The sequence below is a fragment of the Aurantiacibacter sp. KMU-128 genome (genome assembly GCF_056933515.1).
In genome coordinates, this window is record NZ_JBXORT010000001.1 from 727,323 (window position 1) to 740,816 (window position 13,494).

General features: G+C 60.7%; 17 protein-coding genes. 16 read left to right on the forward strand and 1 reads right to left on the reverse strand.

Translation table 11 applies throughout. The features are described 5' to 3' along the window. The first annotated feature begins 32 nt into the window (after window positions 1–32). A complete protein-coding gene (locus ACS0VV_RS03700) occupies window positions 33–1,241 on the forward strand; it encodes a hypothetical protein (protein ID WP_483531384.1) in 1,209 nt (402 codons plus the stop codon). An 82-nt stretch (window positions 1,242–1,323) separates the two neighbouring features. After that, on the forward strand, window positions 1,324–2,157 hold the full coding sequence (locus ACS0VV_RS03705; RefSeq protein WP_483531385.1) for an SAM-dependent methyltransferase: 834 nt from the start codon (window positions 1,324–1,326) through the stop codon (window positions 2,155–2,157). On the opposite strand, the gene ACS0VV_RS03710 is transcribed toward ACS0VV_RS03705, so the two are convergent. After that, window positions 2,154–2,582, reverse strand: coding sequence for a hypothetical protein (locus ACS0VV_RS03710; protein ID WP_483531386.1), 429 nt, complete (start codon window positions 2,580–2,582; stop codon window positions 2,154–2,156). The genes ACS0VV_RS03705 and ACS0VV_RS03710 overlap by 4 nt on opposite strands. Before the next feature lie 12 nt (window positions 2,583–2,594). Between ACS0VV_RS03710 and ACS0VV_RS03715 the strand changes: the two genes are divergently transcribed. The 14 genes from ACS0VV_RS03715 (at window position 2,595) to rplB (ending at window position 13,490) form a co-directional block, all read left to right on the forward strand. Then, a complete protein-coding gene (locus ACS0VV_RS03715; RefSeq protein WP_483531387.1) occupies window positions 2,595–2,768 on the forward strand; it encodes a hypothetical protein in 174 nt (57 codons plus the stop codon). 309 nt (window positions 2,769–3,077) lie between these two features. Then, entirely contained in the window at window positions 3,078–3,608 is a 531-nt protein-coding gene (locus ACS0VV_RS03720) for a response regulator transcription factor (protein WP_483531388.1), read from the forward strand. Between the two features lie 56 nt (window positions 3,609–3,664). After that, the gene (locus ACS0VV_RS03725) at window positions 3,665–4,006 is read left to right on the forward strand and encodes a hypothetical protein (RefSeq protein ID WP_483531389.1); all 342 of its coding nucleotides are present in this window, start codon (window positions 3,665–3,667) and stop codon (window positions 4,004–4,006) included. A 3-nt stretch (window positions 4,007–4,009) separates the two neighbouring features. Then, window positions 4,010–4,480 (forward strand): hypothetical protein, encoded by a 471-nt coding sequence (locus ACS0VV_RS03730; protein WP_483531390.1) that lies wholly within the window; start codon window positions 4,010–4,012, stop codon window positions 4,478–4,480. Continuing rightward, window positions 4,477–4,992: a hypothetical protein gene (locus ACS0VV_RS03735; RefSeq protein WP_483531391.1), complete on the forward strand. Its 516-nt coding sequence runs from the start codon at window positions 4,477–4,479 to the stop codon at window positions 4,990–4,992. The genes ACS0VV_RS03730 and ACS0VV_RS03735 overlap by 4 nt, the downstream gene beginning before the upstream one ends. Window positions 4,993–5,549: 557 nt before the next feature. After that, window positions 5,550–5,921 (forward strand): 30S ribosomal protein S12, encoded by a 372-nt coding sequence (rpsL, locus tag ACS0VV_RS03740; RefSeq protein WP_483531392.1) that lies wholly within the window; start codon window positions 5,550–5,552, stop codon window positions 5,919–5,921. Window positions 5,922–6,105: 184 nt separating this feature from the next. Further along, window positions 6,106–6,576: a 30S ribosomal protein S7 gene (gene rpsG / locus ACS0VV_RS03745; RefSeq protein ID WP_483531393.1), complete on the forward strand. Its 471-nt coding sequence runs from the start codon at window positions 6,106–6,108 to the stop codon at window positions 6,574–6,576. Between the two features lie 62 nt (window positions 6,577–6,638). Next, the gene (gene fusA / locus ACS0VV_RS03750) at window positions 6,639–8,771 is read left to right on the forward strand and encodes an elongation factor G (protein WP_483531394.1); all 2,133 of its coding nucleotides are present in this window, start codon (window positions 6,639–6,641) and stop codon (window positions 8,769–8,771) included. Window positions 8,772–8,864: 93 nt separating this feature from the next. After that, window positions 8,865–10,055 (forward strand): elongation factor Tu, encoded by a 1,191-nt coding sequence (gene tuf / locus ACS0VV_RS03755; protein WP_483531395.1) that lies wholly within the window; start codon window positions 8,865–8,867, stop codon window positions 10,053–10,055. 324 nt (window positions 10,056–10,379) lie between these two features. Continuing rightward, window positions 10,380–10,691: a 30S ribosomal protein S10 gene (rpsJ, locus tag ACS0VV_RS03760; RefSeq protein ID WP_151974085.1), complete on the forward strand. Its 312-nt coding sequence runs from the start codon at window positions 10,380–10,382 to the stop codon at window positions 10,689–10,691. A gap of 252 nt (window positions 10,692–10,943) precedes the next feature. Continuing rightward, window positions 10,944–11,711, forward strand: coding sequence for a 50S ribosomal protein L3 (rplC, locus tag ACS0VV_RS03765; RefSeq protein WP_483533493.1), 768 nt, complete (start codon window positions 10,944–10,946; stop codon window positions 11,709–11,711). 3 nt (window positions 11,712–11,714) lie between these two features. Further along, window positions 11,715–12,338 carry a 50S ribosomal protein L4 gene (gene rplD / locus ACS0VV_RS03770; RefSeq protein ID WP_483531396.1) on the forward strand — a complete coding sequence of 208 codons (624 nt, stop codon included), beginning with the start codon at window positions 11,715–11,717 and terminating at the stop codon, window positions 12,336–12,338. Then, entirely contained in the window at window positions 12,331–12,639 is a 309-nt protein-coding gene (locus ACS0VV_RS03775; RefSeq protein WP_483531397.1) for a 50S ribosomal protein L23, read from the forward strand. The genes rplD and ACS0VV_RS03775 overlap by 8 nt, the downstream gene beginning before the upstream one ends. 14 nt (window positions 12,640–12,653) lie before the next feature. Then, window positions 12,654–13,490: a 50S ribosomal protein L2 gene (rplB, locus tag ACS0VV_RS03780; protein ID WP_483531398.1), complete on the forward strand. Its 837-nt coding sequence runs from the start codon at window positions 12,654–12,656 to the stop codon at window positions 13,488–13,490. Window positions 13,491–13,494 lie beyond the last annotated feature (4 nt).

Sequence of the window (13,494 nt, forward strand, 5' to 3'; positions counted from 1 at the left end):
GGCAATCTCAAATTCTAAGGGGGAGTAACATCATGCGATTCGGATTCCACAAAGCGGCACTGCTGATCGGCGCGGCTGCCATCATGATGCCTGCCGCCGCATCGGCGCAGGAAGTGCAAACGGTGCAGGGCGAAATCAACAGCGCGGCGCGCACCTACAACGCTTCGGTTCCCGCCAATTCGGTGATGGTGATCGACGTCATCTCGACGTCCGATCTCGATCCGGTGGTCGCAGTCACCAATGCCGCCACGGGAGAGCTGATTGCCGAGAACGATGATGGCGGCGACGACCTCAATTCGCGCGTACGCATTTCGGGCGGCGAGAGCGGCATCAATATCGTGATCGAGGTCAACAGCTTCGACGCGGCTTTCGCCATGGAAGGCGAGCAGTTTGGCGGCACCTTCGATCTGGTGATGACCACCAGCGCCTATTCCGCGCCCGGCCCGATCACCTATGGCTCGACCGTGATGGGCTATGTCCCTTCGGGCGAGGCGGTGGAATACAGCTTCACCGCGCGCTCGGGCGACATGATCGAAGTGGCGCTGCTGTCTGAAGGCGAGCTCGATCCCTATCTCGAACTGCGCGATCCGAGCGGCGAGGCGATCATGTATGACGATGATGGCGGCGAAGGCCTGAACTCGCTGCTGCGCTACACCTTCGGGGAAGCGGGCACCTACACCGTCGCCGCGATGGGCTTCATGACCAGCTCGGGCGATTACACGCTGCGGGTGCGCGAGCGTCGCGAGGCGCCCGAACCGCAGCTGCCGTTGCAGGTGATCGGCCTCAACGATACCGCTACCGGCGAACTGGGCGTGGTTTGGGAGGAAAACCCGATGCTGCCTGCCACCATCGACTATATGCTGAGCGAAGAGGCCAAGCGCGCGATCCGTCGCGGCAACGGCCAGATCACCATCCGCATGAACGCGGTCGAGGGCGCGGAATATGATCCCGCATTCGGTGGTGGGGCGATCGATCCGTTTATCGAAGTCGGCTTCGAAACCCCGCTCGGCTGGGCCTCGGTCCTGTCCGATGATGACGGTTCGGGCACGCTCGATTCGCTGCTGCCGATTGATCTCAGCGTGCTCGACGATCACCCCGGTATGCTCGATATGCTGCGCATCCGCGTGCAGGGCTTTGGCGGGTCGAGCGGGGCGTACACGCTGACCATCACCGAAGGGCTGGCCGAACGCTTCACCTGGGATGCGGAAGATGCCATGATGGAAGCGGCCGAGGGCTGGTAACGCGCCACCCGCAACCCATCACAGCAATACCGAAGGGCGGGGGCAACCTCGCCCTTCCTGTATCGGCAGGAGCCCTGATGCGATGCTGCGCCTGATCGCCAAATCCCTCGCCGCGCTGGCGGTGAGCGTGGGGCTGTTCCTCGCCATCGCCTACGCCTTTGACCCAAGCGCCATGCGCCAGCGGCTCGGGCTGACGCCGCCTTTGGACGTGCCCTATGTCGCCACCCGCACCAGCATGGTCGAGGCGATGCTGGAGATGGCGGCGGTGGAGGAGGGCGATTACGTTATCGATCTCGGCACGGGCGACGGGCGCATCCTGATCGCGGCGGCGCAGAACCACGGCGCGCGCGGGCTGGGCGTCGATCTCGACCCGGCGCTGGTGGCGGAGGCAACGCGCACGGCGGAGCGGCTGGGGCTCGCGGACCGCCTGACCTTTGCCGAGCAGGACCTGTTCGACACCCCGCTGGCCGAGGCGGATGTCGTCACCATGTTCCTGCTGCCCGAAGTGAACCTGCGCCTGCGCCCGCGCCTGCTCGCCGAGCTGCGGCCCGGCGCGCGGGTGGTCTCCAACCGGTTCGATATGGGCGACTGGCGCCCCGATGCGACGCGCCGCGTGGCCGGGTACGAGGCCTATGCGTGGATCATCCCTGCCAAAGTGGCGGGCGATTGGGAGCTGACAGAGGGCGGTGCAAACATCACCCTGACGCTCGACCAGAACTTCCAGGATGTGCGCGGCACCGCAAAGCTGGCGGACGGCGCGAGCGTCCCCGTCACCGGCGTGCTCGAAGGCGAGACCATGCGGCTGACCGTATTGTTCGAGGATGGCGCGCGAAGCTTTGCCGGACGGGTGGGAAACGACCGCTGGGCGCCGGAGGACGGTGACGGTTGGAGCGCACAGCGCAACAGCGCGCGCTAACCCCCGCCATCCCCCAGCAACCGCGCGGCGGCTTCCTTGCGTTCGCGCATCTTGTCGATCTTTGCGTTGAGGCGGGCGAGCACCACCGCCTTGTTCGCCCGCCGCTCGGCCTGCATCTCGGCGCGCACTTCCTCGCGGATGCGCTCGTAGAGCGGATGGCCCGGGACCACGCCCGCCAGCGAAGCGGAATTGCCGTAGCGGTCTGCCCGGCGCTGGCGCAGGAAGAACATCACCAGCGCCTCGTTATGCCGCCGCTCGGTGCCGAGCAGTTGGCCGGAGGAGACGACGATCCGCTCCTCCCCCTCAATCGCGCGGGCGAGCGCGCAATCCTCCAAACGAGAAACCCCGCGATCCACCGCCGCCTCCCAGGCGTGCGCAAACCCCTCCGCCCCCGGCTTGGCGCGCAGCTTGTACAGCGCCTCCATACTCGCCCCGATATGCCGCGCGGCCTGCGTGACAATGCCGGTGGCGGCGAGATGGGCGATGAATTTGCGCTGGCGATCGGGCGTAATGGAATTCTTGCGCGGCGCGGCGCGGTGTGCGGGGCGGGTGTGAAGTCAAGGAGCGGATCGCTCTCCGCAAGCGGCGGCGCAGGCGGCGCGGCCATATAGGACGTGGCCTGACGCGGCGTGGCGCGAGGCTTGCGGGACGAGCGGGCGGGGAGGTTTTTGTGAGTCATGCCCGTGGGGGGAGCATGGAGGAGGGGGTGTAGGAACGTGGGGAAACATCCATTTTGGAAGTAAAGTTGCGACCTCTAGGTGAAATGACCTATCGTAGACGCTTGGCGCTTTGTGAGCGCATCGGAACGCGCGTTCGCTCAGGAGACATTTCAGCCTTTTAATCCAATGTTGTAAAATCCATAGTGTGCGACCACCAGCGTTGGTTTACGACATGCGGAAAAGCCAGAACAAGCGGGGCAAATGCAAAACAATCGCGAAGCAGCAAGGGCACTCAGTGAGCTGACATCCAAGCAGCGTGCGGTGCTTGATTTGCTTGTCGCGCACAAAACCTCAAAGGAAATTGCCCGCCTGTTGGGGATTTCACCGCACACAGTTGATCAACGCATTGCAGCCGCCCGACGTAAATTTGGCGTCGACACACGCAACGAATTGGCTGGGGTTTATGCTGAAATTTCCGGGAGGATTTCCCAGTCACCAGTATACGAGAAACCCGTATATCAATTTCCGCAGCTATCAAATGCGGCAGGATCGAAGCAGTCGTTTGGCGGGACTGACGAAAAGGACGTTCTGGTCGGAAACCATCCGGATACGAGGCATCTTGAATCCGATGAAGGCGAACAGATACCGTATCGCGTCGTCCCGGAGATTTTCGAGGGGCCGCAAGGCTATTTTTGGCGGTTCGCCGCGATAATCGCCCTTGCTCTTTTGATGTCGACGACAGTTCTGATCGGTTTTGCCATTTTTGATCAATTGTCTCGATTGTTGAATTAGCGGGTCCCTTGATTCTCCTTCGAAACAATCCCGACGGGATGACTGGAGATAAATAGATGACTATGACCCCCGAAATCGCCCAACTTCGTATCGTCCGAGAACTGCGCGAAGCAGAGGCCGCACTGGACAATGCGCTCTTGAAGCAAAGCAATTTGCTGTCGACAATGGTGGAAGCGCGCCAGGCGACGCAATCCGGCCCGTTTGTTGGCCAGGAAGCCCTGATCCGTCTTAGCAAGTCGCAGCACACTTTGGTGACTGCTGCGAATGATATGGCAAGAGTTCACGCAAACCTTCTGCAGGTGCAACATGAGGTGCTCGGTTGGGAAGATTGCCCCGACGAAGCTCGCCCCATGGGTGTCTCATCTTCGGAGGACGCAGGCCTGCGCGAAAGTGCATAACGGGTGTCGGCGCAAACTCTTTCTGTAATCTTGGCCTCCGCTTTCGTCGTCGCTTTTGCGGCGCGAAAGGGGGGGCTGCCAGAACAATGGATCGGCGGCGTAATTGCCGCCGGTATCATCGTCGATCAAATCTTGGTGTGGACGATCGGGAATCGAACTTTTGAAAATTTCAGTGCATCTCGATTCTTGATTGACGCAGTCCAACTCGTCTTGCTTGTCGCGATAGCCATGCGCGCCAATCGCGTCTATCCGTTGATCGTCGCAGCTAGCCAATTGATGGCCGTGGTGGGGAATCTTGCGGCTCTAATTGTGCCGAATGGATTAAACCTTGCCTATTGGGCAATGACTCAATTGCCACTTTTGCTCCATATTGTCGTACTTTATTTCGGGATCAGGCTTCATGCGGAGCGAGTAATCCGCATTGGTAGATATAATTGCTGGTCGCCACGACACACGCCCGGGCGTGTCGTATGAGCGAGAGCATGCTGACCGAGCAGGCGGTTCTTAACGAAATAGCAGATAACTGGTCTCCCCGTAGAATGCGCGACCTTGCAGCAAGTCTGCTACGTTTGGCAGATGCCATCGATCAAGATTGGCCGCATGGCGCAGAACGCTCGATTTTTCGGTGGCCGAATAAGCAAGCGAGAATTGAAAGAAATGCGGTCAACTTGGCGGCAAAAGCGCGATTGATATACGCGCAAAGGTTGAGGCGGAGGGCGCACTTGTCGGAACGCCTCTTGTCTGAGCCTGCTTGGGACATGTTGTTGGAACTCTTCGTGCAATTTGCCGGAGGAGCAAAAGTCTCTACGACAAGCCTTTGTTATGCTGCCCATGTGCCGATGAGCACGGCTTTGAGGTATGTGGTGCTGCTTGAAGAATTGGGTATGGTGCAAAGGCAAGTTTCGGAATTCGACAAACGGATTGTGTTCGTGTCGCTGACAAATACGGGCATAGTGGCAATGGGTGAGTATTTGGAAACTTACTAGGTGGCTCTCTTCGATCCCCTTGACCCCCCACCCAAATCCAACTAAGGGCGCTCGCATCCGGGATGTGGCTTACGCCCGCCTCGGGTAGATAGAGCTGAACATTGCCGGTTATGTCCCGGGGCTCCTCGCGTCTGCGTGGGGCTCTTTTCTATTGCGGCTCTCTTGTTTGCTGGTTTCCGGCCTTCGCCGGAATGACGAACGGGAGAGGCGAGGGCAGCCGTCAAAGTAACCCGGTGCTTTTGGTATCCGGGTGGAGTGTTTCAGGCTTGTGCAGCAAGTCGCCCCCAGGAAATCTGGCGGCGGCGCTTTTGCTCGCTGGCTCCCGGATCAGGTCCGGGATGACGAAGCGGGCGGCACGATCCCGATACAGTCCATCCGGTGCCCATGGTGCCATTCACGGGTGAAGGGTCTCTCCCGACCCGCTCATCCTGAGCTTGTCGAAGGATCGTTTTTCCTTCTGGCTGCTCGCCCGAAAAAGAAGGGCGATGCTTCGACAAGCTCAGCATGAGCGGTTCAGGCAATACCCGCCCACCCACACAAACGGTGAAGAGTAATTTATGCCGACTATTAACCAGCTAGTGCGGAAACCCCGCCAGCCCATCGTCAAGAAGAGCAAGTCTGCGGCGATGGAATCCGCTCCGCAGAAGCGCGGCGTTTGCACCCGCGTCTACACGACGACCCCGAAGAAGCCGAACTCGGCACTGCGCAAGGTGGCGAAGATCCGTCTGACCAACAGCCGTGAAATCATCGCCTATATTCCGGGCGAGGGTCACAATTTGCAGGAACACTCCGTGGTGCTGATCCGCGGCGGCCGTGTGCGCGACCTTCCCGGCGTGCGCTACCACGTGCTGCGCGGCGTGCTCGACACGCAGGGTGTGAAGGACCGCAAGCAGAGCCGTTCGAAGTACGGCGCCAAGCGGCCAAAGTGACCATGTCGGGGGCATGGTCATCCTGAATAGCTCGCCATAAGCGAGCGTAGTTCAGGATCCATGGTTCCGCCTGGCTCTGAGTTCGCAAGTTATTTGAAAGGTCCGCCCCAAGCCGCGAAATGGACCCTGAAACACGTTCAGGGTGACGGTGATTTGAGGGGTTGGGCTGACAGGAGACAAGAAAATGTCACGTCGTCGTCGTCCCGAGAAGCGGGAAATCCTGCCTGATCCCAAGTTCGGTGATCAGGTTCTGTCGAAGTTCATGAACAACCTTATGCTCGACGGTAAGAAGGCCGTTGCCGAAGGTATCGTCTACACCGCGCTCGATACGGTGGAAGCCAAGGCGAAGACCAACCCGGTCGAGCTGTTCCACACCGCGCTGGACAATGTGAAGCCGCAGGTCGAAGTGCGCAGCCGCCGTGTCGGTGGTGCGACGTACCAGGTGCCTGTCGAAGTGCGTCCCGAACGCGCGCAGGCGCTGGCGATCCGCTGGCTCATCACTGCCGCGCGCGGCCGTGCCGAAACCACGATGTCGGCGCGTCTCTCGGGCGAGCTGATGGATGCGGCCAACAACCGTGGCAACGCCGTCAAGAAGCGTGAAGACACGCACCGCATGGCGGACGCGAACCGCGCCTTCTCGCACTACCGTTGGTAACACGCCGGTAACATCGGGGCCGCACTGGCGGCTCTAACCCTGACTGATTTGGAGTAACAGATATGGCCCGCGAATATCCGCTGGAGCGCTATCGCAATATCGGCATCATGGCGCACATCGATGCCGGCAAGACCACCACGACCGAGCGTATTCTCTACTACACCGGCAAATCCTACAAGATCGGCGAAGTGCACGATGGCGCGGCGACGATGGACTGGATGGAGCAGGAGCAGGAGCGCGGGATCACGATCACGTCTGCCGCCACGACGACGTTCTGGACCGCCGAAGACCAGACGATGGACCCGATGTCCTCGCCCGACGATCTGCGTGCGAACCAGCCGAAGCACCGCATCAACATCATCGACACGCCCGGCCACGTGGACTTCACCATCGAAGTCGAACGCTCGCTGCGCGTGCTCGACGGCGCGGTTGCCGTGTTTGACGGCGTCGCCGGCGTGGAGCCGCAGTCCGAAACCGTGTGGCGCCAGGCCGACAAGTACGGCGTTCCCCGGATGTGCTTCATCAACAAATTGGACCGCACCGGCGCCGACTTCTACTATTGCGTGCAGTCGATCATCGACCGCCTCGGCGCAACGCCGCTGGTGCTGTATCTGCCGATCGGTGCCGAAAGCAATCTGCAGGGCGTCGTCGACCTCGTCGGCAACCGTGCGATCATCTGGGAATCGGAAGGTCTGGGCGCGAGCTACAACCACGTCGCGATTCCTGACGACATGGCCGACAAGGCTGCCGAGTATCGCGAAAAGCTGATCGAAACTGCCGTCGAGCAGGACGACGACGTGATGGAAGCCTATCTCGAGGGCAACGAGCCCGACGTGGCCACGCTGAAGCGGCTTATCCGCAAGGGCACCATGGACCGCGCGTTCGTGCCTGTGCTGTGCGGTTCGGCGTTCAAGAACAAGGGCGTGCAGCCTTTGCTCGATGCCGTTGTCGATTATATGCCGTCGCCGCTGGACGTGCCCGCGATCAAGGGCGTGCTGCCCGATAGCGATGTCGAGGACGAGCGTCCGTCGAGCGACGATGCACCGTTTGCGGCACTTGCCTTCAAGATCATGAACGACCCGTTCGTCGGCTCGCTCACCTTCACCCGCATTTATTCGGGGAAGCTGTCCAAGGGCACCGTGCTCAACAGCGTGAAGGACAAGAAGGAAAAGATCGGCCGTATGCTGCTGATGCACTCCAACAACCGCGAGGACATCGAAGAGGCATTTGCGGGCGACATCGTTGCGCTGGCGGGCATGAAGGATACCACCACCGGTGACACGCTGTGCGATCCGGCCAAGCCGATCATTCTCGAGCGGATGGAATTCCCCGAGCCGGTGATCGAGCTGTCGGTGGAGCCCAAGACCAAGGCTGACCAGGAAAAGATGGGCGTCGCGCTCAACCGCCTGGCTGCCGAGGACCCCTCGTTCCGCGTCAGCACGGATCATGAATCGGGCCAGACGATCATCAAGGGCATGGGCGAGCTTCACCTCGACATTCTCGTCGATCGCATGAAGCGCGAGTTCAAGGTGGAAGCCAATGTCGGCGCGCCGCAGGTGGCCTACCGTGAATCGCTCGCCCGCAAGGTCGATGTCGATTACACCCACAAGAAGCAGTCGGGCGGTTCCGGCCAGTTCGGCCGCGCGAAGGTGACGGTGGAGCCGGGCGAACGCGGCCAAGGCATCGTCTTCTCCGACGAGGTGAAGGGCGGCAACATTCCGAAGGAATACATCCCCGCCATCGAAAAGGGTATGCGTGAACAGGCCGAAAGCGGCCACCTGATCGGCTTCCCCATCATCGACTTCACGATCACCTTGACCGACGGCGCGTACCACGACGTCGATTCGAGCGCGATCGCCTTCGAAATCTGCGGACGCGGTGCGATGCGCGAAGTGGCCGAAAAGGCCGGCATCAAGCTGCTCGAGCCGATCATGAAGGTGGAAGTCGTGACCCCGGAAGACTATCTGGGCGATGTGATCGGCGATCTCAACAGCCGTCGTGGCCAGATCCAGGGCACCGACACGCGCGGCAACGCGCAGGCTGTGGAAGCACACGTTCCGTTGGCCAATATGTTTGGCTACGTGAACGAACTGCGTTCGTTTACCCAGGGCCGCGCCCAGTACACGATGCAGTTTAGCCACTATGACGAGGTTCCGTCGAACGTGGCGCAAGAGATCAAGGAGAAGCTTGCTTAACTTGGCAAGCAAGGCTAGGGGCGGCGCCTGTTTCAGCGGGTGCCGACTCTCTCCCCGCAGAAATTTCATTTTAGACAGAGGTTAAAAGAGAAAATGGCAAAGGCAAAATTCGAGCGGAACAAGCCGCACTGCAATATCGGCACCATCGGTCACGTCGACCACGGCAAGACCACGCTGACCGCTGCAATCACCAAGGTGATGGCCGAAGTAAACGGCGGTGAAGCCGTTGATTTCGCCAACATCGACAAGGCTCCCGAGGAGCGCGAGCGCGGCATCACCATCTCGACTGCACACGTCGAGTATGAAACCGCTGCCCGTCACTATGCACACGTCGACTGCCCGGGCCACGCTGACTACGTGAAGAACATGATCACCGGTGCCGCTCAGATGGACGGCGCGATCCTGGTTGTGAACGCTGCTGACGGCCCGATGCCGCAGACCCGCGAGCACATCCTGCTTGCACGTCAGGTCGGCGTGCCGGCGCTGGTCGTGTACATGAACAAGGTTGACCAGGTTGACGACGAGGAAATCCTCGAGCTCGTCGAACTGGAAGTTCGCGAACTGCTCTCGAGCTACGATTTCGACGGCGACAACATCGCCATCGTCAAGGGATCGGCTCTGGCCGCTCTCGAAGGCCGTGACGACAACATCGGCAAGGAATCGATCATTGCTCTGATGGAAGCCGTTGACGAGCACATCCCGCAGCCCGACCGTCCGGTCGACAAGCCGTTCCTGATGCCGATCGAAGACGTGTTCTCGATCTCGGGCCGTGGTACGGTTGTGACCGGCCGCGTGGAAACCGGCATCGTGAACGTTGGCGACGAAGTTGAAATCGTCGGCATCAAGGATACCGCCAAGACCACCGTGACCGGCGTCGAAATGTTCCGTAAGCTGCTCGATTCGGGCCAGGCTGGCGACAACATCGGTGCCCTGATCCGCGGCGTTGCGCGTGACGAAGTCGAGCGTGGCCAGGTTCTGGCTAAGCCCGGTTCGGTTACCCCGCACACCGAATTCAGCGCTGAAGTCTACGTCCTGTCGAAGGATGAAGGTGGCCGTCACACGCCGTTCTTCGCCAACTACCGTCCGCAGTTCTACTTCCGTACGACCGACGTGACCGGCGAAGTGATCCTTCCCGAAGGCACCGAAATGGTGATGCCGGGCGACAACGTGACGATCAACGTCAAGCTGATCGCTCCGATCGCTATGGACGAAGGCCTGCGCTTCGCTATCCGCGAAGGTGGTCGTACCGTCGGCTCGGGCGTGGTCTCGAAGATCACCAACTAATTCACTGCCCCTTGGGGTATTGAAACGAGACCCGTCCTTCCCACTGGAAGGGCGGGTCTTCGCGTTTTTTGGAAGCGCAATTTCCGCCTTGCGCCATTGCTGAGCGGGCTGGTGAGGAATCCTTCAATTGAGGGGTTGCCAGATGGGGGTCTGCTCCGTATACGCGCCTCCGAACCGGACGAGATTCGTCTCGCCCGAAACGAAATTTACTGGGAAGGCCGCCCGCTGACGGGAAACCGGGCAGAGCGGGGCGGGCCTTTTTTGTTTTGGGGTCTTGGCTTTCGGGCCGAAATTCCTTGGCTCTTTCGCATTGGTAGTTGGAACATGGACGCACAGAATATCCGTATCCGCCTGAAGGCTTTCGATCACCGCGTACTCGACCAGGCAACTGGAGAGATCGCTGACACTGCAAAGCGGACTGGCGCGCTTATTCGTGGTCCTATTCCGCTGCCGACGCGTATCGAGAAGTTCACCGTGAACCGCGGCCCGCACGTCGACAAGAAGTCGCGCGAGCAGTTCGAGGTGCGTACCTACAAGCGGCTGCTCGATATCGTGCAGCCCAACGCCCAGACGGTCGATGCGCTGATGAAGCTCGACCTTGCTGCCGGTGTGAATGTGGAAATCAAGCTCGCGTAAGCGGGTGCGGCTCCTGCCAAGGCGGGGGTTACAACGTCGAGGTCGAACGTATCGGCCTGCGATCCCTGCTTCGGTCGGGATGGCGACACAAAGAGATACCGCCGGATTTATCCGGGCTGCGTCTCCCGTCTCGCTCGGATGGCCCGGTGGCCGGATGAGCATTTCAGCCCGGACGGGCGATGTATCGAACATTTCGGGCTGTCATGCACCTGGGGGATGGGCCTTCAGGTGCCTCTGTAAGGAGTTTGCGTGATGCGCACTGGCGTGATCGCTAAGAAAGTCGGGATGACCCGCCTGTTTCAGGAGGATGGACGTCACGTTCCCGTGACCGTCCTTTCGCTGGAAGGGTGCCAGGTCACAGGCAATCGTACCGATGAGCGTGACGGATATTGGTCCGTCCAGCTCGGCGCGGGCGAAGCCAAGCACAAGAATGTCAACAAGCCGCAGCGTGAAGCTTTCGCCAAGGCCGAAGTCGGCCTGAAGCAAAAGGTCGCCGAATTCCGCGTCGAGAATGCAGAAGGCCTGCTTCCTGTCGGTGCGACGATTGCGGCTGACCACTTCGTTGCCGGCCAGATGGTCGACGTGACCGGCCACACCGTCGGTAAGGGTTTTGCCGGCGCCATGAAGCGTTGGGGCTTCGGTGGTCTGCGCGCATCGCACGGCGTGTCCGTCTCGCACCGTTCGCACGGTTCGACCGGTAACCGTCAGGATCCCGGCAAGGTCTTCAAAAACAAGAAGATGGCCGGCCACATGGGTGACCGCCAGCGCACGCAGCAGAACCTCGAAGTGGTTCGTACCGATGCAGAGCGCGGTCTGATTTTCGTCAAGGGTTCCGTTCCCGGCGCGAAGAATGGCTGGCTGCTGGTGAAGGACGCGGTGAAGGTTGCCCTTCCCGAGGGCGTTCCTTTCCCCGGTGCGCTGCTCGATACCTCGGCTCCCGCTCCCGAAGCGGCTGCTCCGGTTGAACAGACCAACGTTTCCGAAGCCGTTCCGGCCTCGGACGAAAACAAGGAGGGCTGATCCGTGAAGGTGAAGGTCCAGAAAATCGACGGCAAAGCCGCCGGCGACGTTGAACTCAACGATGCCGTGTTCGGTGTGGAGCCGCGCGCAGACATCCTGCACCGCGTGGTAACGTGGCAGCTGGAAAACCGCCGTGGCACCGCGCGTCCGACGCGCGAGCGTTCCGACGTTGCCCGCACCGGCAAAAAGTTTGGCCGCCAAAAGGGTTCGGGTGGCGCTCGCCACGGCGACCGTGCGGCGCCGATCTTTATCGGTGGCGGCAAGGCGCATGGCGCGCGCAAGCGTGACTTCAACCCGTCGCTGAACAAGAAGATCCGTGCACTCGGCCTGAAGATGGCGCTGAGCAGCAAGGCGAAAGACGGTCTGGTGATCGTTGACAGCCTTGAGCTGAAAGACGCCAAGACCAAGGCGCTGGCTGCAGCTTTCGACAAGAATGGCTGGAATGGCAAGGTGCTGGTGATCGATGGCGAAGCGGTGGCGGACAGCTTCCGCAAGGCTTCGGGCAATCTGGTGGGGGTCAACGTTCTCCCGGCTGCCGGTGCCAATGTCTACGACATCCTCAACCACGACACGCTCGTCCTGACCAAGGACGCTGTCGCCAAGCTGGAGGCGCGTTTCAATGGCTAAGGCAAAAGCAATCGATGCGCGTCACTATGACGTGGTGCTGGCTCCGCACATCACCGAAAAGGCCGCCCTGCTGAGTGAAAACAACGCAGTGGTCTTCAAGGTGGCGGGCGATGCGACCAAGCCGCAGATCAAGGAAGCCGTCGAGGCTATCTTTGATGTGAGCGTCACCGGCGTGAACACCATCAACGTGAAGGGCAAGACCAAGCGCTGGAAGGGCAAGCCCTACAAGCGCAATGACCTGAAGAAGGCCATTGTCACCCTGAAGGACGGCGATTCCATCGACGTCACCAGCGGTATCTGAGGGGCTAGAAAGAAATGGCACTCAAGAACTACAAACCAACCAGCCCCGCGCGTCGCGCGCTGGTTCTCGTCGACAAGACCGGCCTGCACAAGGGTGCGCCGGTCAAGTCGCTGACCAAGGGCATGACCAAGACCGGTGGCCGTAACAACAAGGGCCATGTTACCTCGCGCGGCAAGGGCGGCGGTAACAAGCAGAAGTACCGGTTCATCGATTTCAAGCGTCGCAAGTGGGACGTTGAAGGCACCGTGGAGCGGCTCGAATACGATCCCAACCGCACGGCCTTCATCGCGCTCGTCAAGTATGATGATGGCGAGCTCGCCTACATCATTGCGCCGAACCGTCTGGCTCCCGGTGACAAGATCGTCGCTGGCGAAAAGACCGACACGAAGCCGGGTAACGCGATGCTGCTTGGCCAGATGCCGGTCGGCACGATCTGCCACAATGTGGAGATGAAGCCGGGTAAAGGCGGGCAGATCGCCCGTTCGGCAGGCACCTATGTGCAGCTCGTCGGTCGTGACCGCGGGATGGTGATCGTCCGCCTCAACAGCGGCGAGCAGCGTTACCTGCGCGCCGATTGCATGGGCACGGTTGGCTCGGTTTCGAACCCCGACAACCAGAATCAGAACCTGGGCAAGGCCGGTCGTCGCCGTCACATGGGCATCAAGCCTTTGACGCGCGGTGTCGCCAAGAACCCGGTCGACCACCCGCACGGTGGTGGTGAAGGCCGCACCAGCGGTGGCCGTCACCCGGTGACACCGTGGGGCAAGCCGACCAAGGGCGCCCGTACCCGCAAGAACAAGTCGACGGACAAGATGATTATCCGTTCGCGTCACGCGAAGAAGAAGAGGTAAGGAC